Source organism: Flavobacterium piscinae (genome assembly GCF_004122145.1).
GTDB classification, from domain to species: Bacteria; Bacteroidota; Bacteroidia; order Flavobacteriales; family Flavobacteriaceae; genus Flavobacterium; species Flavobacterium piscinae.
On the sequence record NZ_SBKQ01000006.1, the window covers coordinates 37,760 to 61,315 of the forward strand.

At 33.5% G+C, this 23,556-nt stretch carries 22 protein-coding genes; 14 read left to right on the plus strand and 8 right to left on the minus strand.

What is annotated here, in order from left to right:
* Positions 1 to 18 precede the first annotated feature (18 nt).
* On the plus strand, positions 19 to 2,406 hold the full coding sequence (locus EQG68_RS06800) for a hybrid sensor histidine kinase/response regulator (RefSeq protein WP_129464041.1): 2,388 nt from the start codon (positions 19 to 21) through the stop codon (positions 2,404 to 2,406).
* Positions 2,407 to 2,408: 2 nt separating this feature from the next.
* Here EQG68_RS06800 and EQG68_RS06805 read toward each other — a convergent pair whose 3' ends face one another.
* Both EQG68_RS06805 and EQG68_RS06810 read right to left on the minus strand, forming a co-directional pair.
* Positions 2,409 to 3,137, minus strand: a complete 729-nt coding sequence (locus tag EQG68_RS06805) for a DUF6090 family protein (RefSeq protein WP_129464042.1) — start codon at positions 3,135 to 3,137, stop codon at positions 2,409 to 2,411.
* Positions 3,138 to 3,142: 5 nt separating this feature from the next.
* Positions 3,143 to 3,898 (minus strand): NYN domain-containing protein, encoded by a 756-nt coding sequence (locus EQG68_RS06810; protein ID WP_129464043.1) that lies wholly within the window; start codon positions 3,896 to 3,898, stop codon positions 3,143 to 3,145.
* Positions 3,899 to 4,062: 164 nt separating this feature from the next.
* Here EQG68_RS06810 and EQG68_RS06815 point away from each other — a divergent pair, with 164 nt between their 5' ends.
* The gene (locus tag EQG68_RS06815) at positions 4,063 to 5,322 is read left to right on the plus strand and encodes an aminotransferase class I/II-fold pyridoxal phosphate-dependent enzyme (protein WP_129464044.1); all 1,260 of its coding nucleotides are present in this window, start codon (positions 4,063 to 4,065) and stop codon (positions 5,320 to 5,322) included.
* Between the two features lie 55 nt (positions 5,323 to 5,377).
* On the opposite strand, the gene EQG68_RS06820 is transcribed toward EQG68_RS06815, so the two are convergent.
* Together EQG68_RS06820 and EQG68_RS06825 are read right to left on the minus strand one after the other, a co-directional pair.
* Positions 5,378 to 6,496 carry a GTP cyclohydrolase gene (locus EQG68_RS06820; protein WP_129464045.1) on the minus strand — a complete coding sequence of 373 codons (1,119 nt, stop codon included), beginning with the start codon at positions 6,494 to 6,496 and terminating at the stop codon, positions 5,378 to 5,380.
* A gap of 1 nt (position 6,497) precedes the next feature.
* Positions 6,498 to 7,451, minus strand: a complete 954-nt coding sequence (locus EQG68_RS06825; protein ID WP_246011671.1) for a transporter — start codon at positions 7,449 to 7,451, stop codon at positions 6,498 to 6,500.
* Positions 7,452 to 7,580: 129 nt separating this feature from the next.
* Here EQG68_RS06825 and EQG68_RS06830 point away from each other — a divergent pair, with 129 nt between their 5' ends.
* Genes EQG68_RS06830 through EQG68_RS06850 form a run of 6 tightly spaced genes read left to right on the plus strand, consistent with a single transcriptional unit; the run spans position 7,581 to position 13,809 of the window.
* Entirely contained in the window at positions 7,581 to 7,847 is a 267-nt protein-coding gene (locus EQG68_RS06830) for a DUF4834 family protein (RefSeq protein ID WP_129464047.1), read from the plus strand.
* 47 nt (positions 7,848 to 7,894) lie between these two features.
* Complete coding sequence (locus tag EQG68_RS06835) at positions 7,895 to 10,318, plus strand: YfhO family protein (RefSeq protein ID WP_129464048.1); 2,424 nt, start codon at positions 7,895 to 7,897, stop codon at positions 10,316 to 10,318.
* A gap of 29 nt (positions 10,319 to 10,347) precedes the next feature.
* Positions 10,348 to 10,515, plus strand: coding sequence for a hypothetical protein (locus EQG68_RS15030; RefSeq protein ID WP_164975407.1), 168 nt, complete (start codon positions 10,348 to 10,350; stop codon positions 10,513 to 10,515).
* Complete coding sequence (locus tag EQG68_RS06840) at positions 10,512 to 10,979, plus strand: nucleotidyltransferase (RefSeq protein WP_129464049.1); 468 nt, start codon at positions 10,512 to 10,514, stop codon at positions 10,977 to 10,979. Before EQG68_RS15030 ends, EQG68_RS06840 begins: the two co-directional genes overlap by 4 nt.
* A 50-nt stretch (positions 10,980 to 11,029) precedes the next feature.
* Positions 11,030 to 12,328 carry a glycosyltransferase family 4 protein gene (locus EQG68_RS06845; RefSeq protein ID WP_129464050.1) on the plus strand — a complete coding sequence of 433 codons (1,299 nt, stop codon included), beginning with the start codon at positions 11,030 to 11,032 and terminating at the stop codon, positions 12,326 to 12,328.
* 17 nt (positions 12,329 to 12,345) lie between these two features.
* Positions 12,346 to 13,809: a lipopolysaccharide biosynthesis protein gene (locus tag EQG68_RS06850; protein WP_129464051.1), complete on the plus strand. Its 1,464-nt coding sequence runs from the start codon at positions 12,346 to 12,348 to the stop codon at positions 13,807 to 13,809.
* A 265-nt stretch (positions 13,810 to 14,074) separates the two neighbouring features.
* Here EQG68_RS06850 and EQG68_RS06855 read toward each other — a convergent pair whose 3' ends face one another.
* Positions 14,075 to 14,692, minus strand: a complete 618-nt coding sequence (locus tag EQG68_RS06855; RefSeq protein WP_129464052.1) for a hypothetical protein — start codon at positions 14,690 to 14,692, stop codon at positions 14,075 to 14,077.
* Positions 14,693 to 15,127: 435 nt separating this feature from the next.
* The gene (uvrA, locus tag EQG68_RS06860) at positions 15,128 to 17,920 is read right to left on the minus strand and encodes an excinuclease ABC subunit UvrA (protein ID WP_129464053.1); all 2,793 of its coding nucleotides are present in this window, start codon (positions 17,918 to 17,920) and stop codon (positions 15,128 to 15,130) included.
* A 272-nt stretch (positions 17,921 to 18,192) separates the two neighbouring features.
* On the opposite strand from uvrA, the gene EQG68_RS06865 reads away from it, so the two are divergent.
* Entirely contained in the window at positions 18,193 to 18,780 is a 588-nt protein-coding gene (locus EQG68_RS06865; RefSeq protein WP_129464054.1) for an RNA polymerase sigma factor, read from the plus strand.
* 51 nt (positions 18,781 to 18,831) lie between these two features.
* On the plus strand, positions 18,832 to 18,975 hold the full coding sequence (locus EQG68_RS15035) for a hypothetical protein (protein WP_164975408.1): 144 nt from the start codon (positions 18,832 to 18,834) through the stop codon (positions 18,973 to 18,975).
* 14 nt (positions 18,976 to 18,989) lie between these two features.
* Here EQG68_RS15035 and EQG68_RS06870 read toward each other — a convergent pair whose 3' ends face one another.
* A complete protein-coding gene (locus EQG68_RS06870; protein ID WP_129464055.1) occupies positions 18,990 to 19,652 on the minus strand; it encodes an endonuclease III domain-containing protein in 663 nt (220 codons plus the stop codon).
* An 81-nt stretch (positions 19,653 to 19,733) separates the two neighbouring features.
* Between EQG68_RS06870 and bcp the strand changes: the two genes are divergently transcribed.
* Entirely contained in the window at positions 19,734 to 20,186 is a 453-nt protein-coding gene (gene bcp / locus EQG68_RS06875) for a thioredoxin-dependent thiol peroxidase (protein ID WP_129464056.1), read from the plus strand.
* 32 nt (positions 20,187 to 20,218) lie between these two features.
* Here bcp and EQG68_RS06880 read toward each other — a convergent pair whose 3' ends face one another.
* On the minus strand, positions 20,219 to 21,682 hold the full coding sequence (locus EQG68_RS06880; RefSeq protein ID WP_164975414.1) for a TonB-dependent receptor: 1,464 nt from the start codon (positions 21,680 to 21,682) through the stop codon (positions 20,219 to 20,221).
* A 94-nt stretch (positions 21,683 to 21,776) separates the two neighbouring features.
* Between EQG68_RS06880 and EQG68_RS06885 the strand changes: the two genes are divergently transcribed.
* The 3 genes from EQG68_RS06885 (at position 21,777) to EQG68_RS06895 (ending at position 23,555) form a co-directional block, all read left to right on the plus strand.
* A complete protein-coding gene (locus tag EQG68_RS06885) occupies positions 21,777 to 22,541 on the plus strand; it encodes an MBL fold metallo-hydrolase (RefSeq protein WP_129464058.1) in 765 nt (254 codons plus the stop codon).
* Positions 22,542 to 22,545: 4 nt separating this feature from the next.
* Positions 22,546 to 23,031 (plus strand): hypothetical protein, encoded by a 486-nt coding sequence (locus EQG68_RS06890; protein ID WP_129464059.1) that lies wholly within the window; start codon positions 22,546 to 22,548, stop codon positions 23,029 to 23,031.
* Between the two features lie 89 nt (positions 23,032 to 23,120).
* Positions 23,121 to 23,555, plus strand: a complete 435-nt coding sequence (locus EQG68_RS06895; RefSeq protein WP_164975409.1) for a hypothetical protein — start codon at positions 23,121 to 23,123, stop codon at positions 23,553 to 23,555.
* Position 23,556: the final 1 nt, after the last annotated feature.

Below are 23,556 nucleotides of genomic sequence, written 5' to 3' on the forward strand. Positions count from 1 at the left end.
CCAATAAAAAATTCCTACATGAAACACAATTACGAAGCCCCGTCGTTTAGCGTTTTTTATGCTTTTCCTTTTTTCTTTTTATTCAGTTTCTTTCCATTACAGGCACAGTTTGTCATTAATGAAAATTCTTCTATTGATGAAATTTCATTACATCCTTATGCCCAAATTGCTGATTTAGAACAAAAAACGCTTACCATTGAAGAGATTTTTGTTGACAAGCAATTGGTTTTCCAAAACTTGCCGCATGAAAATACCGATTTAGGTTTTACTAACAATCATTTTTGGATAAAGTTTGACATTCACAACCAAACCGATAGCGAAAAAACATATTTTTTAGAGGCTTGTCGACCTATTGTTGATCTGGCTGAATTTTACACTATTGATAAAAACGGAATTGTTTCAAAACAAGTAAGTGGTGATGCAATTCCTTTCATGGAAAGAAGCTTGAAAAACCGTAAGATATTGTTTAAAATCATTCTACAACCCAAATCGAATTACTCTTATTATTTGCATTTAAAAAGTGATGGCGAAGTTATCAACGCGGGTATCATGCTTCGAACAATGGATAATTTAATGCAAACATTATCTTTTGAACAAGTAATTTTTGGAATTTTTTATGGAATTCTGCTCATTGCAGCGATTATTTACATGTTCTTCTTTTTCGCAATGAAAGAACGCAGTTTCTTATATTACAGTTTGTATGTAGTGTTTATTGGTATGTTGCAGTTTTCACTTGATGGCTATTTTTACCAATTATTTACACCCAATTCCGGTTGGCTTTGTTTGAATGCGGTAATTCTGTCGGCTTGTATAGCCAATTTTTTCTTAGGAAGGTATGCTCAAGTTTTTCTTCAAATAAAAAAGTACAGTACATTTATTAATAAGGCATTTTACATTATTTTTATTCTAGATTTTATTCTGTTGCTTTCTCTGTTTATACATCCAAAAGCGTTGCAGTTTTCTTATCCTTTAGCCAATGCACTAGGTCTTATTTTACTTATTTTAATTATTTCCTCTGTTGTCGTAATTTATAGCAAAACCAAGAAAATTGACAAGTATTTTGTGATTGGTGTAGCCTTTTTAATTGCCGGTTTAGTAGTGTTTATTCTGAAAAATTTTGGTGTGCTTCCGGTTACTTTTATGACCGAAAACGGTTCAAAATTAGGAACCGGAATGGAGGTGATTTTTCTTTCCCTTTCCATGGCAAATTTTATTCGTCAGTTGCGTGATGAACGAGAAGAATTGCAAATTGTTGCCCTTCAAAAATCGGAAGAAATGAACGAAATGAAATCCTATTTTCTTTCCAATATCAGCCATGAACTTCGAACACCTTTGAACGCAATTCTAAATTTATCGAAAGAAATTTCAAAGGAATCAAGAGATGAATCAATACAAAAAAACAGTTTGTTAATTAAAGATTCCTCTTATAGTCTTCTAAGTTCTGTGAATGATATCCTCGATTTTTCGAAAATAGAAAAAGGAGAATTAAAATTAGATTATGAAGAATTTAGTCCAAAACCACTGCTGGAACACATTGCCAAAAACATGGCGTATCGAGCAAAAAATCAAGGACTTGGTTTTAATGTAGATATTTCTTCCGATTTACCGGAAATGATTTTAGGGGATAAAATGCGTTTGACTCAAATGATTAATAATGTGCTCAGTAATGCATTAAAATTCACCACACATGGTTTTGTTACGTTTAAAGTGGAAGGCAAGCAGAAAAAAGGAAATCTTGTTGAACTGGTCATCGCAATTGCTGATACCGGTGTTGGCATTCCAAAGGAAAAGATGAATTCGATTTTTGAATCGTTTACCCAAGAAAGTATCAACAACAAACGAAAATTCGGAGGATTAGGATTAGGACTTTACATAGTCAAAACATTGGCGAATTTACACAATGGAAAAGTTGATCTTCAAAGCATTTTGGATCAAGGAACGGTATGTAAAATATCTCTAGAATATCAAACGGTTGTTGTAGCGAAGAAAGAATTACCTGTTGTAGAAACTGTTGAATATGATTTAAAAGGAAAAAACATATTGGTTGTGGAAGATAATGCCATGAATCAAATGGTCATCAAAATGATTACCAAAAAATGGTTAAACACCCATGTTGTTTTTGCCAATAATGGTCAGGAAGGTATTACTGCCTTGCAAGAAAATCATTTTGATTTGATCCTAATGGATTTGCAAATGCCTGTGATGGACGGTTATGAAGCGACAATTGCCATTAGAAATGGTGAAGCCGGAGATCAAAAAAAGAACATTCCAATTATCGCATTAACTGCCGATGTAATGGAAACAACCAAAGAACGTGTCATGGAAATCGGTATGAACAAATACATGTCAAAGCCCGTCGATAAAGAATTGTTATATAAAAATGTAGCTGAGTTGGTAAAGGAGTAATTTTATTTACTTTCGATACGCTTTTTTATTTTTGGCATTAAAATCTTTGCGTTTTTGTTGAAAGCATCCAGTATTCCTTTTTTGTTTTTTATGACAAGGACTTGCTGCATGGCAATTTTGTTTTTAAAATCTGCACTTTGCAAATAGGTGAGGTATTCGTCGTTTTTAATTCTTTCTTGGTGATTTAAATAGAACCAATTGTGATTATCTTTCCAATCTTTAAGATTTTCGTGAACATCTTCTTTTAAATACTCGTTTATGACGAGTAATAAATCATCCATTTGATTATAAAACATGAGCAAGTCAGCAGTTAATGAATCTTTTAATTGGGTTTCGTTTTCCACATAATTTTCTAACATTTTAAAACCCTTGTTTTTGATGGTAAATGGATTGTGCATTCCAACTAGGTTAGCACAAACTTCGCAGGAAGAATAATCATCATTCGTCATTTTTCCGGATAGAATTTTTTGATAAACACTATCTAAAAATGTGAAATTTCTTTTCATTTGATAAATTGTTAGTGTGTCACTGGACATATCCTCACTAATTATTTTAAAGATGGAAAGTTGTAAATTTCGCTGTTTTCGCTTTTCGTTGGAATTATTAATATTTACAGCGATCAAAATTCCGATAACCACTAGAATAATTTCGCCTACGGCATATTTTAAATAATTTAAAAATTTGCCTTCTTTAAGCTGGTTAAATCGAATGTTTCTGAAAAATTTAATCATATTATCTATTTTAATCGAACATACACATGTTTAATGCCTTTTTTATCCGATTCACGCTCATGAATTTCCAACAAATGTGTAAGCGATTTCATTAACGGAGTAAGCTTAGAAAAGCCAAAATTACGAGGGTCAAATTCAGGTTTTTTCTTCACAATCAAATTACCGACATCGCCCAAAAATGCCCAACCGTCATCGTCTGCAATATCTTCAATGCTTGATTCGATAATGTCAATCGTATCCACATCAATTTTGGTCATAATTTTTTCATCTTTCTTTTTATCGGTAGAAGTGGCAGTTGTTTTCTTCTTTTTAGCTCCTTCTAATACTTCAATAAAGATAAATCGGTCGCAAGCACTTATAAATGGTTTTGGTGTTTTTTGTTCTCCGATACCAATCACTTTCATGCCGGATTCCCGCAATCGAATCGCCAGTCTTGTAAAATCGCTATCGCTGGAAACAATACAAAACCCATCTAATTTTCCGGAATAAAGCAAATCCATTGCATCAATAATCAAAGCCGAATCCGAGGAGTTTTTTCCGGTTGTATAACCATATTGTTGAATTGGTGTAATGGCATTTTCAAGCAAAACACCCTTCCATCCATTGGCATTCGGACGTGTCCAATCACCATAAATTCGTTTGGTGGTGGGTGTGCCGTATTTTGCAATTTCTTCCATCATTCCTTTAATATTGCTAAACGGAACATTATCGGCATCAATCAGAACGGCTAACTTTAAATCGTTGTCATCGTGTTTACTCATAAAAATCAAATTAGTAATCAAATATACTCATATTAGCACATTCTTATGGCACTTTTTTAAATTATATAATTGTTGGCAATAATTCATAATCATTCCATTAAAAATATTATGAAAGTAGATTTGAAATCCTTACTTTTGCCACGTTTTTTAACACACAAAAAGTCATGGTAAAAGATTTATTCGAAAGAATTCAAAACAATAAAGGACCATTAGGAAAATGGGCTTCACAAGCAGAAGGATATTATGTTTTTCCAAAATTAGAAGGAGAACTTGGGCCACGTATGCAATTTCACGGAAAACAAATTCTAAATTGGAGTATCAATGATTATTTAGGTTTAGCCAATCACCCTGAAGTACGTAAGGCAGATACTGAAGCAGCGATTCAATACGGAGCAGCCTATCCGATGGGAGCCAGAATGATGAGTGGTCATACCAATGTGCATGAGCAATTAGAAAATGAATTGGCTGCCTTTGTCATGAAAGAATCAGCGTATTTGCTGAATTTTGGTTACCAAGGAATTATGTCAACCATTGATGCGTTGGTTACCAAAAACGATATAATTGTATATGATGTAGATGCACATGCTTGTATTATTGACGGGGTTCGTTTGCACATGGGAAAACGTTTTACCTATCGTCACAATGATTTGGAAAGTATGGAAAAAAACCTTCAACGTGCTACTAAAATGGCAGAAGAAACAGGAGGTGGAATTCTTTTTATAACCGAAGGAGTTTTTGGAATGCGTGGTCAACAAGGAAAACTAAAAGAAATTGTGGCCATGAAAGAAAAATATAATTTCCGTTTGTTGGTAGATGATGCTCACGGTTTTGGAACACTTGGAAAAACAGGTGCCGGAGCAGGCGAAGAGCAAGGTTGTCAAGACGGTATTGATATTTATTTTTCAACTTTTGCCAAATCCATGGCCAGCATTGGTGCTTTTATTGCCGCGGATAAGGATATTATCGATTATTTGAAATACAATTTGCGTTCACAAATGTTTGCCAAATCGTTGCCGATGATTCAAACCGTTGGTGCTTTAAAACGTTTGGAATTGTTGCGAAACCATCCTGAATTGAAAGATAAATTATGGGAAAACGTAAATGCTCTTCAAAATGGTTTAAAAGAGCGTGGCTTTAATATTGGTGACACAAATACTTGTGTAACTCCGGTTTACTTAGAAGGTTCTATACCGGAAGCGATGGTGATGGTGAATGATTTACGCGAAAATTATGGAATTTTCCTTTCCATTGTGGTTTATCCTGTGATTCCTAAAGGAATTATTTTATTGCGAATGATACCTACAGCTTCTCACACTTTGGAGGACATTAATGAAACACTTGCTGCATTTGAAGCCATTCGCGAAAAGCTAGTGAGCGGAACCTATAAAAAAATTGCAGATGCTACTACGGTAGATGTTTCTTAAAATAAAGCGGAAAGCTTATCAAAACAGAAACCACTCTTTTAATGGAGTGGTTTTTTTATAAATCAATTCGATAGGTTCTCCTTCGTCGGTCTACCACCGAATTAAAATTTTTCCATAAATTGTGAATCGCATTATTTTCTTCTAATTCAGGAGTTCGATTGCATTGGGTAATGCCTTTTTCTTTAAAAACGCGATAATATTCTCTAAAAATAAGGGCAGTTACGCCTTTGTTTTGGTATTCAGGATCAATACCAATGAGGTAAAACAACACTTCTTTACTGTGTTTTTTCGCTTGTAATAAGTGATAAAATCCAAACGGAAAGAGTCGCCCGTTTGCTTTTTGTAACGCTTCTGAAAAGCCAGGCATAACGATGCTAAAAGCGACCATTTTATCATTTTTATCCATTACAAATAAAATGTATTCCGGATTTACAAAAGGAATGTATTTCTTTTTAAAATAAGCTTTTTGTCTTTCGGAAACGGCGACAAAAGAAGCCAATTTTTCATAGCATGTGTTAAATAAATCAAACATTTTATCTACATACGGAATAATGTCTTTTGTCTGTGTAAAGGTTAAAATCTTTAATTCATAGCGTTTTTGAATTAATTCGCTTGCTTTTGTAAACGTATCAGGATTAACATTTGAAAACGAAAAAATACTTTCAAAATATTCTTTTTCTCTCACATAACCCAATTGTTCTAAATGGTCTTTGTAATAGGGAAAATTATACCAAGTAATCATTGATCCCAATCGGTCAAATCCTTCCGTTAATACACCAACTTTGTCTAAATTTGAAAAGCCCATAGGACCTTCAACATATTCTAAGTTGTTTTTTCGTCCGAGTTCGTATACTTTTTCCAAAAGAGCTTTGGTAACTTCAATGTCATCAATCACATCCCACCAACCAAATCGCACTTTTCTTTTTTGTTGATTATTGACTTCTTCCCAATTAATAATGGCAGCTATTCGACCAACAATTTTATTTTCTTTGTAAGCCAAATAAAAATAGGCTTCTGCATTATCAAAGGCCGGATTTTCATCTTTATTAAATGTTTCCAATTCATCCGAAATTAATGGTGGTACCCAATACGGATGATTTTTGTATAACGAAAATGGGAATTTAACGTAATCGGTCAGTAGCTTTTTTGAATTTGCTTCAATAATCTTTATCATTCTATTCTCCTCCTTCTACTTCGTCAATTCGTTTTTTCTTTTCTTTTTTATCTTTTTTCTTTTTGTCTACTCTTTTTCCACCATCTTCGTCTGATTCAATTTTTACAGGTTTGTATTTTTTATCAAAACGCCATGAAACGCCAACTCCTCCATATAAAATATCGGGAGTATCTTTAAAATTTTTACTGATGGAAGCATCAATTTGCAAATTATTTTGAAGTAAATAGGCTGCACCAATTCTAAAAATACTATCTGAATAATAGTCGCCTTTAATGCCTTGATTTTCAATAAAACCGGACCATTTTTGATTAAATCCTCTTGTTAAAGTCAATATATAACCCAATGATTTATAGTCTGTTGTGAATTTGTCATAAAAAATATTGGTAACCAAAACCCAACGTGTACCAAAGTGATTTTGTGCAATGACCATTATTTTCGGACTCATACTTGGTTCATCAGGAAAGGCATAATCTTCGTTTGCAAAACCAAAATTCATTCCAACATAAACACCTACTGCCGGAATAAACTGTTTCCATTTAAATTTGTGATTGGCTTTCCAACTGTATAGGTTTGGTTTATCTTCACCTTTTTTAAATGGGTCATAAATCAGGTATTTTGCTCCAAAGGTTGTTGCTCTAAATCCACTTCGAGTGGTTTCCACTAAAGGAGAAAAGTATTTATCATATTGGTATTTAAAATTCCCAATTACTTCCAATTGTTCAAAAAGAAAACCATAACGAAGGTCTAAATCAACACCAAAACCATTAGAATTGTAGCGAGAAAGATTATGGTCTTCGCGAATTCCATAAATACCACTTTCCATTTGAAAAACATTTTTTCCAACCGAAAAAGCCGCCATTGAGAGTCCGGGACGGTTAGAATTAATCATATCCGTATGCTGAGCCAATAAACTTGAAAAGCTAAAGACAAAAGCGATGTGAAGTAAACTATTCATTTTTTTCATGGTAGTAATGAGGTTGAATTACTGATTAGAAACCAAAAATAAGACTTTTTATTATTTATTTAAGAATGTTAATTTATTTTTGACCTCCGTAATTATTATTTTTACCAAAAATATTACCTTATGCAAACAGCTTCTGTACCTGGATTTGTGAGAACTATTTTAATTATTGTAGGAGTTTATTATGCTTTCAAAATTTTAGCCCGTATTTTGATGCCTATTTTATTGCGTAAAATGGTTCAAAAAGCAGAACAGAATTTTAAACAACATACTAATTATCAGAATCAAGCCGACAATCATTCAACTACTCAGAATTCATCCTCTACATTTGAAAAGCCTAAAGCCAAAAAACAAGTGGGGGAATACATTGATTATGAAGAAGTGGATTAGTTTGTTTACTTTCGTTTAAATTTACATTGATTTATTAAAAACACAGAATGAAATATTTTCAGAAATTTCTTCCGCATCTTTTAGCCTTTTTCGGTTTTGTGATGCTATCGTTGGTCTATTTCTATCCGGTTTTACAAGGAAAACAAATTTCGCAGTCCGATATTGTGCAATATACCGGAATGGCCAAAGAACAAAACGATTTCAGACAACAAACAGGCGATGAACCCTTTTGGACAAACGCCGCTTTCGGCGGAATGCCCACCTATCAATTGGGAGCAAAATACCCGCATAATTATGTAAAATCTGTGGATGGTTTTTTGCGTTTCCTTCCTCGGCCTGCCGATTATTTGTTTTTATATTTCCTTGGTTTTTACATTCTTTTGTGTGTTTTAAAAGTTGATCCGCTCAAAGCTTTTTTTGGAGCATTAGCGTTTGGATTTTCCACTTATCTAATCATTATTTTAGGAGTGGGACATAATGCCAAAGCTCATGCCATTGCTTACATGCCAATGGTTGTTGCGGGCGTTTTACTTGTTTTTCAAAAACGATTCATTGTAGGAGGATTACTCACCATGATAGCCGCAGCTTTAGAAATTCAAGCGAATCACTTTCAAATGACTTATTATTTACTACTGTTGTTGATTGTGATTTCTTTTTATTACACTTATAAGTTAATTAAAAGAAAAGAGTTCAAAAACATTGGAATTGCTTTTGGTGTTTTTGTAATTGCCGGACTTTTTGCCTTAGGAGCAAATGCAACGAATTTATTGGCTACAGCGGAATATACAGAATTTAGTACTAGAGGTAAAAATGAATTAACTATTGGTTTGGAAGGTGAAAAATTAGAAAATAAGTCGGGAATGACTTATGAATACATCACCGAATACAGTTATGGAATTGCCGAAAGTTTTAACTTAATTGCTCCACGCTTATTTGGAGGAGGAAATGCTGAAAAACTTGGTGCCAATAGTGCGTTATACGAAATGTTTATAGGCTTAGGGGCTCCTGAAAATGATGCTCTAGAATATGCTTCTCAAGCACCAACCTATTGGGGAGATCAACCTATTGTTGCTGCTCCGGCTTATATCGGAGCGATTGTTTTTTTCCTTTTTGTGTTGGCCATGTTCACAGAGAAACGCAAATTAAAATATGCTTTTTTAACGGGTGCGGTTTTTTCTTTAGTCCTTTCTTGGGGAAAAAATTTCCCGATTTTAACCGACTTTTTTATTGATTATTTTCCATTGTATAACAAATTTAGAGCGGTTTCATCCATACAAGTTATCTTAGAATTATGTATGCCGGTTTTGGCTGTTTTGGGATTGTATTCGTTCTTCAAATTAGAAAAAGATGAACAATGGAAAGCACTTTGGAAATCTTCGGCAATTGCGATTGGAATTTTTGTGTTGTTATTTGTTTTCAAAGGAATGTTTAACTTTTCATCTGAAAGTGATGCCTATTACAAACAAGTTTATGGAGAGATTGGAGAACCTTTTGTAAATGCATTAATTGAGGATAGACAGGCTATGTATACTTCCGATTTACTACGCTCGATGGGATTGATTGTAGCTGTTTTTGCTCTTTTTTGGTTGTTTATTAAAGAGAAAGTATCACAAATTATCGCTATTATTTTAATTGGTTCGTTGATGGTATTGGATTTATATGTAATTGCTAAAAATTATGTGAATGCGGATGATTTTGTCAATACCAGACAAGTCGATCAACCTTTTCAGCCTACCGAAGCCGATTTGCAAATTTTGGCTGATAAAGATCCAAATTTCCGTGTTTTTGAGCCAAGCCAAGGGATGGCGGGAGCAAGAACTTCTTATTTTCATAAAGCGATTGGTGGTTACAGTGCTGTTAAACCGCAACGCATTCAACAATTATACGATTATCAAATTGCCAAGAATAACATTCAAGTATTGAATATGTTGAATGTAAAATATGTCATTCAAACCACTGAAGAAGGTCAGGCAATTCCACTTCAAAATCCAAATGCCAATGGCAATGCTTGGTTTGTAAGTAAAGTAAAAACTGTTCAAAATGCTGACGAAGAAATGAAAGCCTTGGATAGTATAGATTCTAAAAATGAAGCGGTTGTTGATAAAGAATTTATGAAAAAAGTGAGTGCTCAATCGTTTGTAAAAGATAGTTTAGCAACCATCACCTTAGAAGATTACAAACCGAATTATCTCAAATATACTTCTCAAAATGCAAATAAAGGTTTGGCTGTTTTTTCGGAAATTTATTATCCAAAAGGTTGGAAAATTACTATTGATGGGAAAGAGGTAGAACAAATTAGAGCCAATTATGTATTAAGAGCAATAGAAATCCCTGCAGGAAAACATACGATTGATTTCAAATTTGAACCGGAAGTGGTGAGAACCGGAAGCTCCATTGCATTGTTTAGTTCTATTGGAATGTTGTTACTTTTGGCCGGTGGAATTTATTTTGAAATAAAGAAAAAAGAATAAATGATAGATTTTCATATAATTAATGTAGTATGAAAAAACCTGAAATAAATAAAGAAAAAATTGAAGAAAGAGAAGCTAAAAGAATTGCTGAAATTAAAAAGCTTTCTTATGCTCAACGACTTGAAAAGTTCTTAAAGTTAATGGAAATTTCTTATGCCTTAAAGAATGCACCTAAAGTTTATCCAAATAAAAAATGATTGAAGAAATAATAAATATTTGGAAAGTTTTTGAAGTAAATAATGTAAAATACATTACGATTGGAGGTTTTGCAGTAAATATTTATGGTTATTCAAGAAATACTGGTGATTTGGATATTTTGATTGAAGATTCATTAGAAAATAGAAAAAATTTAAGAAAAGCTTTCATTGAAATTGGAATTGGAGATTTTGAATCAATAGAAACTATGCAATTTATTCCAGGATGGACAGATTTCACTTTATTTTTTGGTTTGCGTTTAGATGTTATGACTTCAATCAAAGGCTTAGAAAATGTACCTTTTGAAGAATTGTTAGAAAAGGCAACTAAAGTTATAATGGGAAATGTTGCTGTAAATTTTATTGATTACGATAACCTAATTATCGCAAAAAAAGCAACGAATCGATTAAAGGATCAATTAGATTTAGATGAATTAAATAAAATCAATAATCCGAATAAAGAGTAACATTTTTTACTTTTCAGGAAACTATACAAAAAACTTTAACCAAGAATAAACTGAAACCAGAAGCACAAAAAATTCTAATCATTACCTACTATTGGCCTCCAGCCGGTGGTCCCGGTGTGCAACGTTGGTTAAAATTCGTGAAATATTTACCTGATTATGGTTTTGAACCACATGTTTATATTCCTGAAAATCCAACGTATCCCATTGTAGATGAAAAGTTAATGAATGAAGTTTCTGAAAAGGCAATTATCATCAAACAAAAAATAAAAGAACCGTATCGTTGGGCTTCGTTTCTTTCTAAAAATAACACCAAAAAAATCAGTTCCGGAATTATTCCTAGTAAGAAAAGACAATCACTGATTGAAAAAATAATGCTTTGGGTTCGTGGGAATTTATTTATTCCTGATGCCCGTGTTTTATGGGTGAAACCTTCAGTTGTTTTTTTGAAAGATTATATAGCGAAGCACCACATTGAAACTATCATTACCACTGGTCCACCACATAGTTTGCATTTAATTGGCTTGCAATTGAAAAAACAATGCAACATCAAATGGATTGCAGACTTTCGTGATCCGTGGACAACCATTGGGTATCACAAAGAATTGATGCTGAATGAAAATTCTGAAAGAAAACACAAAGAATTGGAAAAATCTGTTCTCCATTCAGCTGATAAAATTATGGTAACCAGTCCGACAACAAAAAGTGAGTTTTCCAACTTAACCACAAAACCAATTGAAGTAATCACAAATGGTTATGACATTGAAAAAGTGAATAAATCCGAATTAGACAAGAAATTTTCCATTGCTCACATCGGTTCGTTTTTATCCAATAGAAATCCGAGAATTTTGTGGAAAGCTTTAAAAGAATTAGTCAAAGAAAACAACGAATTTGCAGCTGATTTTCAATTAAAACTGATTGGAAAAGTAAGTCAGGATGTTTTGGAAACGATAGATGAATTCAAGTTAGGTAAATTTGTCAATAATTTAGGGTATGTTTCACATGACGAAGCTGTCTCACACCAAAGGATTTCACAAGTTTTGCTGTTAATTGAAATTGATGCAGAAGAAACCCGTTGCATTATTCCCGGAAAATTGTTTGAATACATGGTTTCCGAACGTCCGATTATTGCCATTGGTCCGAAAGCGTCTGATTTTGAAGGAATTTTAAAAGAAACCAACACAGGTCAGTTTTTTACTTATCAAGAGAAAGAAAAACTGAAGGATACAATTTTGACATATTATCAACTTTATAAACAAAACAATTTAAAAGTTTATCCTGTTGGTTTACAATATTATAGCCGAAAAAGTCTAACCGAAAAATTAGTAAAAGCTTGTCTTACTGATCACTAATCACTATTCAATAAAGTATGGGCATCGTACTCAATCAATCCATCAAAAACACCATCATTACCTTTATCGGTTTTGCTATTGGTGCCACGAATGCATTGTTTATGTACACGCATTTTTTAGGAGAAGATTATTACGGATTGACGGCTTTTTTACTTTCTTCTGCTAATATTATGATGCCATTAATGGCTTTTGGCATTCAAAATACATTGGTAAAATTTTATTCAGAGCATGAATCAGAAGAAGAGAAATCACGATTTCTAAATTTAGTTTTAGTATTGCCTTTCGTGATAATCATTCCTATTTTCTTGATTTTGTTTCTGTTTTATGGTGAAGCAGCGACTTTATTGTCACAAAAAAATTCAATTATTCAGGATTATGTTTGGATGATTCCCGTGATTGGATTGTTCATGGGATATTTTGAGATTTTTTATGCTTGGGTAAAAGTACATTTGAAATCTGTTTTTGGAAATTTTGTGAAAGAAGTATTGCTACGCGTATTCATCAGTATTTTTCTTTTTGCTGTTTATTTTGATTGGATAACCAACGTACAATTTGTATATTGTTTGGTGTTTATTTATTTCACAATGATGTTTTTAATGGCATTGGTGGCCTTTAAAGTGAGAAAACCGCAATTTCATTTAAAGTTTCCGAAGGAAAAAAAAGAGGTTTTTGTTTATTCAACATTTATCATTTTTTCCTCCAGTATCGCAGTGCTTTTGTTGGATATTGATAAGTTTATGATTGGACAATATATTCCAATCAGTGAAGCGGCTTATTATTCGGTAGCCATTTTTATTGCATTAACTATCTCTGTGCCGATGAGGGCCATGCATCAAATTACACATCCGATTACAACTGATTTGATGGCAAAGAAAAAGCACGAAGAATTGAACGATTTGTATAAAAAAACGGCCATAACTTTACAAGTCATAGGCGGATTTATTATGTTGGGAATTTTAACAAATATCCACCAAATTTATGCATTATTACCCGAAAAATATAGCGGTGGAGTAGCAGTAGTGTTTTTAATTTCTTTTTCAAAATTCTTTGATTTAATGTTGGGAAATAATAATTCCATCATTTTTAATTCAAAATACTACCGAACTGTGTTACTGTTAGGTTTGTGTTTGGTGTTTTTAACCGTGAGTTTAAACATGTATTTTATTCCCAATTATGGCATCGAAGGAGCTGCCATTGCTACTTTAATTTCCATTGGGTTATACAGTTTAGCCAAATTTTTATTTGTTGTTTTTAAAATGAATTTGTTTCCATTTTCAAAAAAGACAATTATTTCATTAGGTATAATTGCCTTCACTTTTGTTGCTTTTTATTTTTGGAATTTTACTTTCCACCCGATTTTGAATATTGTTTTAAAATCCATCTTAATCAGCCTATTTTATTGGTTTTTAAATTATAAATTATTGATTTCTACAGATATTAATGGAATGTTGGACAAGGTTTTTAAAATAATAAAAAGATAAATTGAATTGTATCTTTGTTAAAAGTGAATTTCTTTCTAGTAAAGAATTGCGTTAGGGATAGTAGCGAAAAGCCAGTTCACCGCGGTGAAAACGCCCAAATGAATTTAGAAATTAGAATTTAGAAATTTGAAAAAGAAAGAAAGCGAAAAGACGATCAATCTTAACAAAAAGAGAAAGCCCTGCTACTTGGGGATTTTCGCAGGACTTTCATCAACCAAACTTAACCAAACTTCTTAATCTAACTAACCAAACTCAATTTATTTACTTATTTTTTTTCATTTACCAACGCTTTTGTTCCATCTGCTTTATAGTAGTAGTAACTATTGTCGTTGTAGGTGTAACCGCTGTGGTAGTTATCTGAATTTCCATAGTAGGTGGAATAAGCATATCCATAATTTCCTCTTGTAAAATTCACTTGACCAATCGTGCGGATTATCATTCCTCTGTTGTTATATACAATTTGCATGCCACCAATTTGTGAAAGGGCAAAACGGTTGTATCTCATAAAAACTGATCCGATTCGGCTTACACGATTTCTACTGTCGTAGTTGATAAAAGTATTACCAACTCTTCGAACTCTTCCAAAACTATCGTGCTCAATTCGAACTCCGTAATTTATCGCTACGGTGGTATTTCCGCGTGTTCCTCCTCTGCGGTAATAGATTCCACCTTGACTGTCTTGTGGTCGCGTGTTGAAATCGAAATCACCGTTTAAGAATACAAAGAACTCGATACCTCGCTCCATGAATACAATTGGTTCTGCGTCCATGTAATTTGAGTGAGCAACATTTCTGTCAAAATCAGAAAAAGTAATTTTTTCTGTTGCTAAAGCCAAACTTCCAACCAGTAAGTTTACGGCTACTAAGAGGGTAATTTTTTTCATGACACATTCGATTTAAACATTTTATCTGAACTCGTTTCAGATTCTTGTTTAGGTAATTTCAATTGCCGTGCCAGAAATGATTTTTAAGTTGTGAATGAGTTGTTAATGATTTTTAAGTGATTGGTTTATAATGTCTTAATGGATGGGAGATAGAAGAGATTGAGAACACAGATATCTAAAATTTTATAAATTAGAAAAATTAAACAGAAAACCGATAACGGATAACCTACAACGGAGAAGAAGCGAATGGCTCGGGCATTATCAGCCAACCATTTTCCCGCTCTCCGTTGCAATCTCGCCAAAAGGCTAGGATTTACACTACAATCGGGGCTAAAAAGGAAACAAATCGTCTACTTGTAAACAAAACTGAAAATAAAAAATTTATCACGAAAAGCACAGAATTCACAGAATAACCTGAAACCTGAAACCCGTAAGCTACTTCAACTTCTCCTTCAAATACTTCCCCGTAATCGATTTTTTTTCTTTCACAACTTCTTCCGGAGTGCCAAACGCCATTAATTGTCCACCGTTTTCGCCTCCTTCCGGACCAATGTCGATGATGTAATCGGCACATTTAATTAAGTCCAAATTATGCTCAATCACGATAATGGAATGGCCTTTTTCGATTAAAGCATCAAACGAAGCCAATAATTTTTTGATGTCGTGAAAGTGTAAGCCGGTGGTTGGTTCGTCAAATACAAAAAGGGCTTTGTCTTTGGTGGTTCCTTTCACTAAAAACGAAGCGAGTTTAATCCGTTGAGCTTCACCACCCGAAAGAGTAGAAGAGGATTGACCTAATTGCACATAACCCAAACCAACATCTTGAAGCGGTTTTAATTTCTGAATGATTTTGGCTTGTTTGTGTCCATCGAAAAATGCAACGGCATCATCGATGGTCATTGTCAATATGTTATCGATATTTTTTCCTTCAAATTGTACTTCAAGGATTTCTTTTTTGAAACGTTTTCCACCACAGGTTTCACATTCCAAATGCACATCGGCCATAAATTGCATTTCGATGGTTACTTCGCCATCGCCTTTGCAGGTTTCACAACGACCGCCATCTACATTAAACGAAAAATGTTTGGGTAAATAGCCTCGAATTTTCGAAAGTTTTTGTTTTGTAAACAAATCCCGAATATCATCATACGCTTTAATATACGTTACCGGATTCGATCGTGAACTTCTCCCAATCGGGTTTTGATCTATGTATTCTATGTGTTTGATGTGCGAAAAATTACCTCGTAATTCGGTGAATTGTCCGGCTTTATCGCTTACACCTTCTAATTTTTTTTGTAAAGCGGGAAACAATATTTTTTTGACCAACGTACTTTTTCCACTACCGGAAACACCGGTAATGACAGTTAAACAATCCAACGGAAAGTTAACATCTATGTTTTTTAAATTGTTTTCACGAGCTCCAATAATTTCAATATGATTTTTGAATTTCCGTCTTTTTTTTGGAACTTCAATTTCTAATTCGCCGTTTAAGTATTTTGCTGTGAGTGAATTTGCATTTAGAATTTTGCTAAAATCTCCTTCAGCAACTAAATGACCACCGTGCGTTCCGGCTTCTGGTCCGATGTCAATAATACGATCGGCAGCTTTCATAATGTCTTCGTCATGTTCAACCACAATTACAGTATTGCCGAGATTTCTGAGGTTTTTCAACACTTCAATTAACCGTTCGGTATCTTTTGGATGTAATCCGATGCTTGGTTCGTCTAAAATATACATCGAACCTACCAAACTACTTCCTAACGAAGTAGCCAAATTGATGCGTTGTGATTCGCCACCGGAAAGAGAAGCAGAATTTCGGTTTAACGTTAAATAATTCAAACCCACTTCATCCAAAAATTTCAATCGGTTATTAATTTCAATCAACAATCGTTTCGCAACTTTTTGATCGTATTCTGAAAGTTCCAATTGTTGAAAAAAAACAATTAAGTTTTTTATCGGTAAATCAACCAATTCCGAGACGGTTTTGTTGCCTATTTTAATATTATTGGTTTCTGTTCGTAATCGTTTTCCTTTACAAGTCGGACATTTTGTTTTTCCTCGATAACGCGAAAGCATTACACGGTTTTGGATTTTATAATTTTTCTCTTCTAATTCTTTGAAGAAATCGTGTAATCCGGTAAAGTATTTATTTCCATTCCAAATCAACTGTTTTTGTTCTTCGCTTAATTGAAAATAGGGTTTATGAATTGGAAACTCAAACTTGTAAGCATTGTTGACCAATTGATCGCGGTACCAACTCATACTTTCTCCACGCCATGGAAAAATAGTGTTTTCATAAACGGATAAAGCTGTATTTGGAATTACTAAATCTTCATCAATACCAATCACATTTCCGTAACCTTCGCAAGTCGGACAAGCTCCGTACGGATTGTTAAAACTAAACAAATGAACGTTTGGTTCTAAAAAAGTGAGACCGTCTAATTGAAAATTGGTACTGAATTCAAGTCTTTTCTGCGAAGCTACTTCCTGCACAAAACATTCACCTTTTCCTTCATAAAAAGCGGATTGAACAGCATCAGCTAAGCGATTTAAAAACTCTTCATCGTCTTTCACCACAATTCGGTCGATGATTAACAGAATATCTTTATTGTCTAACGAATGTTGTTCTAATTCATCCAAACGAATCATTTCATGATCAACCAAAATCCGAATAAAACCTTGTTGGAGTAACACTTTCAATTTGTCTTCCAATGCTCTGCCTTCTTCCAAATGAATAGGAGCAAGGAGAAGCCATTTGCTATCAGGTTCAAAGGAAGAAATGGTTTTCACTACATCCGAAACACTTTGTTTTTTTACTTCCTGACCGGAAATTGGTGAAAATGTTTTTCCAATACGAGCAAAAAGTAATTTTAAATAATCATATATTTCGGTGGATGTTCCAACGGTAGAACGAGCGTTGGTTGTATTTACTTTTTGTTCAATCGCAATTGCAGGAGCAATCCCTTTAATGTATTCCACTTTAGGTTTGTCTAATCTTCCTAAGAACTGTCGTGCATACGAAGATAAACTTTCTACATAACGGCGTTGGCCCTCAGCATACAACGTGTCAAATGCCAAACTCGATTTCCCGGAACCTGAAAGTCCTGTAATTACTACCAGTTTATTCCGAGGAATAGCCACATCAATGTTTTTAAGATTGTGCAGTTGAGCTCCTTTGATTAAGATATTTTTCTTAGGTTCGAGTAAAGCAAATTCTTCTGGTGTCATAGCAAAATGGAAAGAATTGCAAAGATAGTGATTTGAAAGTTCAATTAAAAGGTTGACAATTTCTATTTTTTATATAAAATCAGCGTGTTTTATTATGGTTTTCCGTAATTATTGCATTTAGAATGTTAAAATTTCAATTAAAATTTGTTAGTTCAAATAAAATTGTGTTACATTTGGCTATTAATTAATCTTTATTTAACAATTGCTTATAGGAAAAAAAATACTTTTTTAGAAAAATTCAGTTCAAAACACGAAATTAAAAAGGTATTACTATGGCTACTGTTAATCAACTTCCAGACGCATTATTGGTTAAGAATTACATTGCTGGTGATGAACAATCGTTGGCTATTCTGATAGAAAGACATCAATCTAAAATTTACGGATTTATTTATTCTAAAATTGCAGATCGTGACATAACTGATGATGTTTTTCAAGATACTTTCATTAAAGTAATTAAAACGCTAAAATCAAATTCCTACAATGAAGAAGGTAAGTTTTTACCTTGGGTCATGCGAATTGCTCACAATTTAGTGGTCGATCATTTTCGTAGAACAAAAAAAATGCCTATGCAACGCGAAACAGAAGAATATTCTATCTTTTCGTACATGAGTGACAATTCGATGAATGTGGAAGGGCAAATGATTACTGAGCAAGTGGAAAATGATTTACATCGTTTATTAGATGAATTGCCGGCAGATCAAAAAGAAGTATTGGTGATGCGAATGTATCAAGACATGAGTTTTAAAGAAATCGCTGATTCAACCGGTGTAAGTATCAATACGGCTTTAGGTAGAATGCGATATGCTTTGATGAATTTGCGAAAAGTAATTGAAAAAAATCAAATAATTTTAACCAATTAAACAATATTTGGAAAAGTCTTTCGTTGTAGATAAAAACAAACATAATTATCTATGGCAAAACTTTACACTAGTAAAAAATTAGCGGCTCCAAAGATGTTACCAAAAAAAGAAACGATTCGTTTTTTGCTCGACTACTCCAAGGCACTGAGCATTGTTAAAGTTGGAAACATAACTTTTGAAAATATCGCTAATTAAAAGGAACATCCCGATTAAAGTCGGGATGTTTTTTTTTGGAATTCCTTCAAAACCGACTTCCGTCCAATCGTTCTCGTAATCACATCTTTCTCCAAGTCCCAACCACGAGCAGGCGAATATTCGCGACCATACCAAATAATTTGAAGATGCAAATCGTTCCATAATTCTTTTGGAAAAATCGCTTTTGCATCTTTTTCGGTTTGTACCACGTTTTTCCCATTCGATAAATTCCAACGATACATCAACCGATGAATGTGCGTATCCACCGGAAATGCAGGAACTCCAAATGCTTGGCTCATCACCACACTTGCCGTTTTATGTCCCACTGCCGGAAGAGATTCCAACGCTTCAAAACTTTGTGGGACTTGACCGTTGTATTTTTCAATCAAAATTTCAGACAAACCATAAATTCCCTTTGATTTCATGGGTGAAAGTCCACACGGGCGTATAATTTCTTTAATTTCTTCTACACTCATTTTTACCATATCATATGGATTATCGGCTTTAGCAAATAATAGGGGTGTAATCTGATTTACACGCACGTCAGTGCATTGAGCTGAAAGCAATACGGCAATGAGTAGAGTATAGGGGTCTTTATGGTCTAATGGTATAGGAATCGAAGGATATAATTCATTTAACGTATTTATAACAAATGTTGCACGTTCTTTCTTTGTCATTTTTGGTAATTTTGAGTTGTAAAAATAACTTTAATTGTACAACTTAGCAACTGGTTAAACAGTAACTCAATTCTTCAAACTATGACAACATTACAAAAAGGCGATAAAGCACCTGATTTTTCTGCAAAAGACCAAGATGGAAACCTTCACACTTTGGCTGACTATAAAGGAAAAAAATTAGTAGTATTCTTTTATCCCAAAGCGAATACCCCGGGTTGCACCGCTGAAGCTTGTAATCTGCGAGATAATTTTGACCGTTTTCAAGCCGGAAATTATGCTCTTTTGGGTGTAAGTGCTGATAATGCAAAAGCTCAAGTAAATTTTAAAAATAAATTTGATTTTCCTTTTCCGCTTTTGGCTGATGAAGATAAATCAGTCATTCAAGCCTTTGGAGTTTGGGGACCAAAGAAATTCATGGGGAAAGAATACGACGGAATTCACCGCACCACCTTTATCATTGATGAAAACGGAATCATAGAAGACGTGATTAAAGAAGTAAAAACAAAAGCTCATGCGGAACAAATTTTAGGATAAAAAAACAGCCACTTTATTATGGCTGTTTTTTTTTAATTGGTATGTTTCTCTATAATTTTCTTTGGGTCGTAACCAAAAAGATTATTTTTCTTAATTATTTCTGCAACACCTTTAGGTAACATTTCTTCCCAACCATCAGTACCTTTGGCAATCATTCGCAAAACGTGACGTGAATATATTTCTAAGTTATTTTGATTGGCAATTTCTATATCGACCACTTTTCCATTGAATTTAAAGAACTTGTACAATTCTTTCATTCTTGGATGTACTTTTAAGTTTTCAGAATTGGTAATTTCACCATTTTCTTCTTTCATCGGATAAAGGAAGACTTTTAAATCACGGTAGAATAATTTTCCAAACGCTTCCAAAATTCCACCACTTAAGTGGCGATAGTATTTTTCGTCAAAAATATCTACTAAATTATTTACGCCCATGGCCAATCCCATTCTGGCTTTGGTGTAATTAGAGAAATATTCAACCACGCGATAATATTCTTGGAAGTTAGAAATCATAACATATTGTCCAAGCGAACAAAGTAATTCTGCTCTATCCATAAAATCACGTTCGTCAATTTCACCTTCTGAACGCAAGTTGGAAAGTGTAATTTCAAAAATTACCAACGTATTATCAGCTTCCACTTTGTTTTCCCCTAAAAACATCTCCAAGGATTTCTCATACATGTCCATGTTCACTCGAGTAACCGGGCGAAAACTACCTCGAAGAGCTAGAATATTTTTCTTGTATAAAATAGATGCAGGAAGGATATTATTTCCATCCGGACCAAACATCACCGCATCGGTCATCCCATTTTTAACCAATTGTAAACTCATTAATCGGTTGTCTACATTGGCAAATCGGGGACCCGAAAAATTAATCGTATCTATTTCCAATTGATCTTTATCCAGGTGATCATACAAATAACGCAATAATTTTTTTGGATCGTTGTATTTATAAAAAGCACCATAAATTAAATTTACACCAAGAATTCCGAGTGTTTCTTGCTGTAAACGGGCATCATTTTCTTTAAATCGAATGTGAAGAATAATTTCATTATAGTCTTCATCGGGTTCAATTTGGTATTTAATTCCAACCCAACCGTGTCCTTTAAATTGCTTTGCAAAATCAATCGTAGCAACGGTATTGGCATAACTAAAAAACATTTTGTTTGGATGTTTTACACGATCTAAGCGTTTTTCAATTAAATCCACTTCGTGCGTAAGCATTTTTTTCAAACGGCTTTCAGTTACATACCGGCCATCTTTTTCAACACCATAAATGGCATCACTAAAGTCTTTGTCGTAGGCAGACATAGCTTTTGCAATCGTTCCGGAAGAACCGCCCGACCTAAAAAAGTGTCGTACCGTTTCCTGACCAGCACCAATTTCAGCAAAAGTTCCGTAAATATTTTCGTTAAGATTGATTCTAAGAGCTTTGTCTTTAATTGAAGGGATTTGTTCAATTGCTCTGTCTCCCTTGAGTTTTATTTCCATTGCTATTCTTTCCATTTTCATTGGTAATGCAATGCAAAGTTAACAAATATCATACCGTAATAAAAGATAAATAGTTCTATTTTTGTGAAAATTTAACGTCTTGAAAGTATATTTTTTAGGAACAGGAACTTCTCAGGGTATTCCGGTCATCGGGAGTAATCATTCTGTTTGCAAAAGTAAGGATGCAAAAGACAAACGATTACGTGTTTCGGTTTGGATTTATGATGAAAATTATTCTTTTGTGATTGATTGCGGTCCCGATTTTAGACAACAAATGCTTACAAGTGGATGTACAAAATTAGATGCGATACTTTTCACCCATGAACACGCTGATCATACAGCAGGATTAGACGATATTCGCCCTTTTTTTTTCAAACAAGGCGATATTCCGATTTATGCTCACAAGCGTGTGATTGATAACTTAAAAAAGCGATTTGATTATATATTTGAAATTGAAAATAAATATCCAGGAGCTCCTTCAGTAGCAATTAATGAAGTGATTTCCAATCAAAATTTTGTTTTGGGGAACAAAACAATTATACCTGTTGAAGTGATGCATGGAAATCTTCAAGTTTTCGGTTATCGCATTGATAATTTTGCTTATTTAACAGATGTGAAAACAATTGAAGCCGGTGAACTGGAGAAGCTAAAGAATTTAGATGTGCTAGTGGTGAACGCCTTACGAGAAGAACCACACAGTACACATTTTAATTTGGAAGAAGCATTAAATTTCATAGCTTTGGTCAAACCAAAAAAAAGTTATTTGACACACATCAGTCATTTGATGGGTTTTCATGAGGAAGCACAACAAAAATTACCAAAAAACGTTTATTTAGCCTACGATAATTTAGAAATTTCAATTTAATAAAATGAAAAAATCATTATTTCTTTACTTGTTTATTGTTACATTTTTGATGACGATTTTTACTTATATGTATTACAGTAAAAAAGTTAAATTTGAAACAGAGCGATTCGAAAATTTAAAAACAAAAATGAATGACACCATTCAAGCTTTAAATAACAAATTGTTTGATGCCAATTATTTTACGTTGCGAAATAACGATCAAGCCCAAAACTATTTAGAAGATTATTCCATAGAAAAATTAATTCCGAAAATCGAAGCCAACTTAATGGAATTAAACGATAATCCGGAAGGAAATCCAATGGTTGAATTTGGTAAAATAGATGATAAAAAATTTATTATTAACAAAATTGAAGTGCTTAATCACCGTTGGATTATTGCAGATTTCAGTAATGGTGATTTATGGGGTGAAGTATTATTACAGTATTTTATAGAGGAAGATGAATCGTTGAATTTTAAAATAATTCAGTCAACTTTATATCCAAAACAGTAAACTTTTGTATATTTAATTCCTTTTTTTTTGATATGAGAAATTGTTTGCTTTTGTTGGTTTTAGTAATCTGTTTATTTTCCTGTAAAAAGTTGGATCAGGAAGCCGATCCTGAGTTTATTCAAAAGCAAACGCTTGTGGATACCGTCACCACTGCTGATAAAGATGAAAACGGTTGTTTGGATGGAGCCGGTTATTTTTGGTCATCACTGAACAAAGAATGTATTAAAATCTATGAATCAGCCATTACATTATATCCGCAAAACAATCAAAATAATGAGGACGAAACCAAAAATGCTTACATTGTATTTTCGGAAAATGGTGGAAATGAAGTTGAAGTTTTTTTACCCAATCAAGTAAAATCTATTATACTTATTCGCTCGGCAGAAGGACAACCTTGGCAATTTGACGAATGGCAGCTTGTTCCATGGAAAGGTTTTATTCTCAAAAAAGAAGACAAAATTTTATTTTCCGGTGATGGCAGCATAGGACCAAAAGTCACCGGAAGTGATAAGATTGAAGATTAAT

Coding starts and splice junctions, on each gene's coding strand:
- bcp (WP_129464056.1), top strand. CDS start 19,734: ATGACAACATTACAAAAAGGCGATAAAGCACCTGATTTTTCTGCAAAA.
- EQG68_RS06855 (WP_129464052.1), bottom strand. CDS start 14,692: ATGAAAAAAATTACCCTCTTAGTAGCCGTAAACTTACTGGTTGGAAGT.
- EQG68_RS06805 (WP_129464042.1), bottom strand. CDS start 3,137: ATGATTAAATTTTTCAGAAACATTCGATTTAACCAGCTTAAAGAAGGC.
- EQG68_RS06870 (WP_129464055.1), bottom strand. CDS start 19,652: ATGACAAAGAAAGAACGTGCAACATTTGTTATAAATACGTTAAATGAA.
- EQG68_RS06835 (WP_129464048.1), top strand. CDS start 7,895: ATGAAATATTTTCAGAAATTTCTTCCGCATCTTTTAGCCTTTTTCGGT.
- EQG68_RS06825 (WP_246011671.1), bottom strand. CDS start 7,451: ATGAATAGTTTACTTCACATCGCTTTTGTCTTTAGCTTTTCAAGTTTA.
- EQG68_RS15030 (WP_164975407.1), top strand. CDS start 10,348: ATGAAAAAACCTGAAATAAATAAAGAAAAAATTGAAGAAAGAGAAGCT.
- EQG68_RS06820 (WP_129464045.1), bottom strand. CDS start 6,496: ATGATAAAGATTATTGAAGCAAATTCAAAAAAGCTACTGACCGATTAC.
- EQG68_RS06850 (WP_129464051.1), top strand. CDS start 12,346: ATGGGCATCGTACTCAATCAATCCATCAAAAACACCATCATTACCTTT.
- EQG68_RS06810 (WP_129464043.1), bottom strand. CDS start 3,898: ATGAGTAAACACGATGACAACGATTTAAAGTTAGCCGTTCTGATTGAT.
- EQG68_RS06830 (WP_129464047.1), top strand. CDS start 7,581: ATGCAAACAGCTTCTGTACCTGGATTTGTGAGAACTATTTTAATTATT.
- EQG68_RS06865 (WP_129464054.1), top strand. CDS start 18,193: ATGGCTACTGTTAATCAACTTCCAGACGCATTATTGGTTAAGAATTAC.
- EQG68_RS06800 (WP_129464041.1), top strand. CDS start 19: ATGAAACACAATTACGAAGCCCCGTCGTTTAGCGTTTTTTATGCTTTT.
- EQG68_RS06840 (WP_129464049.1), top strand. CDS start 10,512: ATGATTGAAGAAATAATAAATATTTGGAAAGTTTTTGAAGTAAATAAT.
- EQG68_RS06815 (WP_129464044.1), top strand. CDS start 4,063: ATGGTAAAAGATTTATTCGAAAGAATTCAAAACAATAAAGGACCATTA.
- EQG68_RS15035 (WP_164975408.1), top strand. CDS start 18,832: ATGGCAAAACTTTACACTAGTAAAAAATTAGCGGCTCCAAAGATGTTA.
- EQG68_RS06890 (WP_129464059.1), top strand. CDS start 22,546: ATGAAAAAATCATTATTTCTTTACTTGTTTATTGTTACATTTTTGATG.
- uvrA (WP_129464053.1), bottom strand. CDS start 17,920: ATGACACCAGAAGAATTTGCTTTACTCGAACCTAAGAAAAATATCTTA.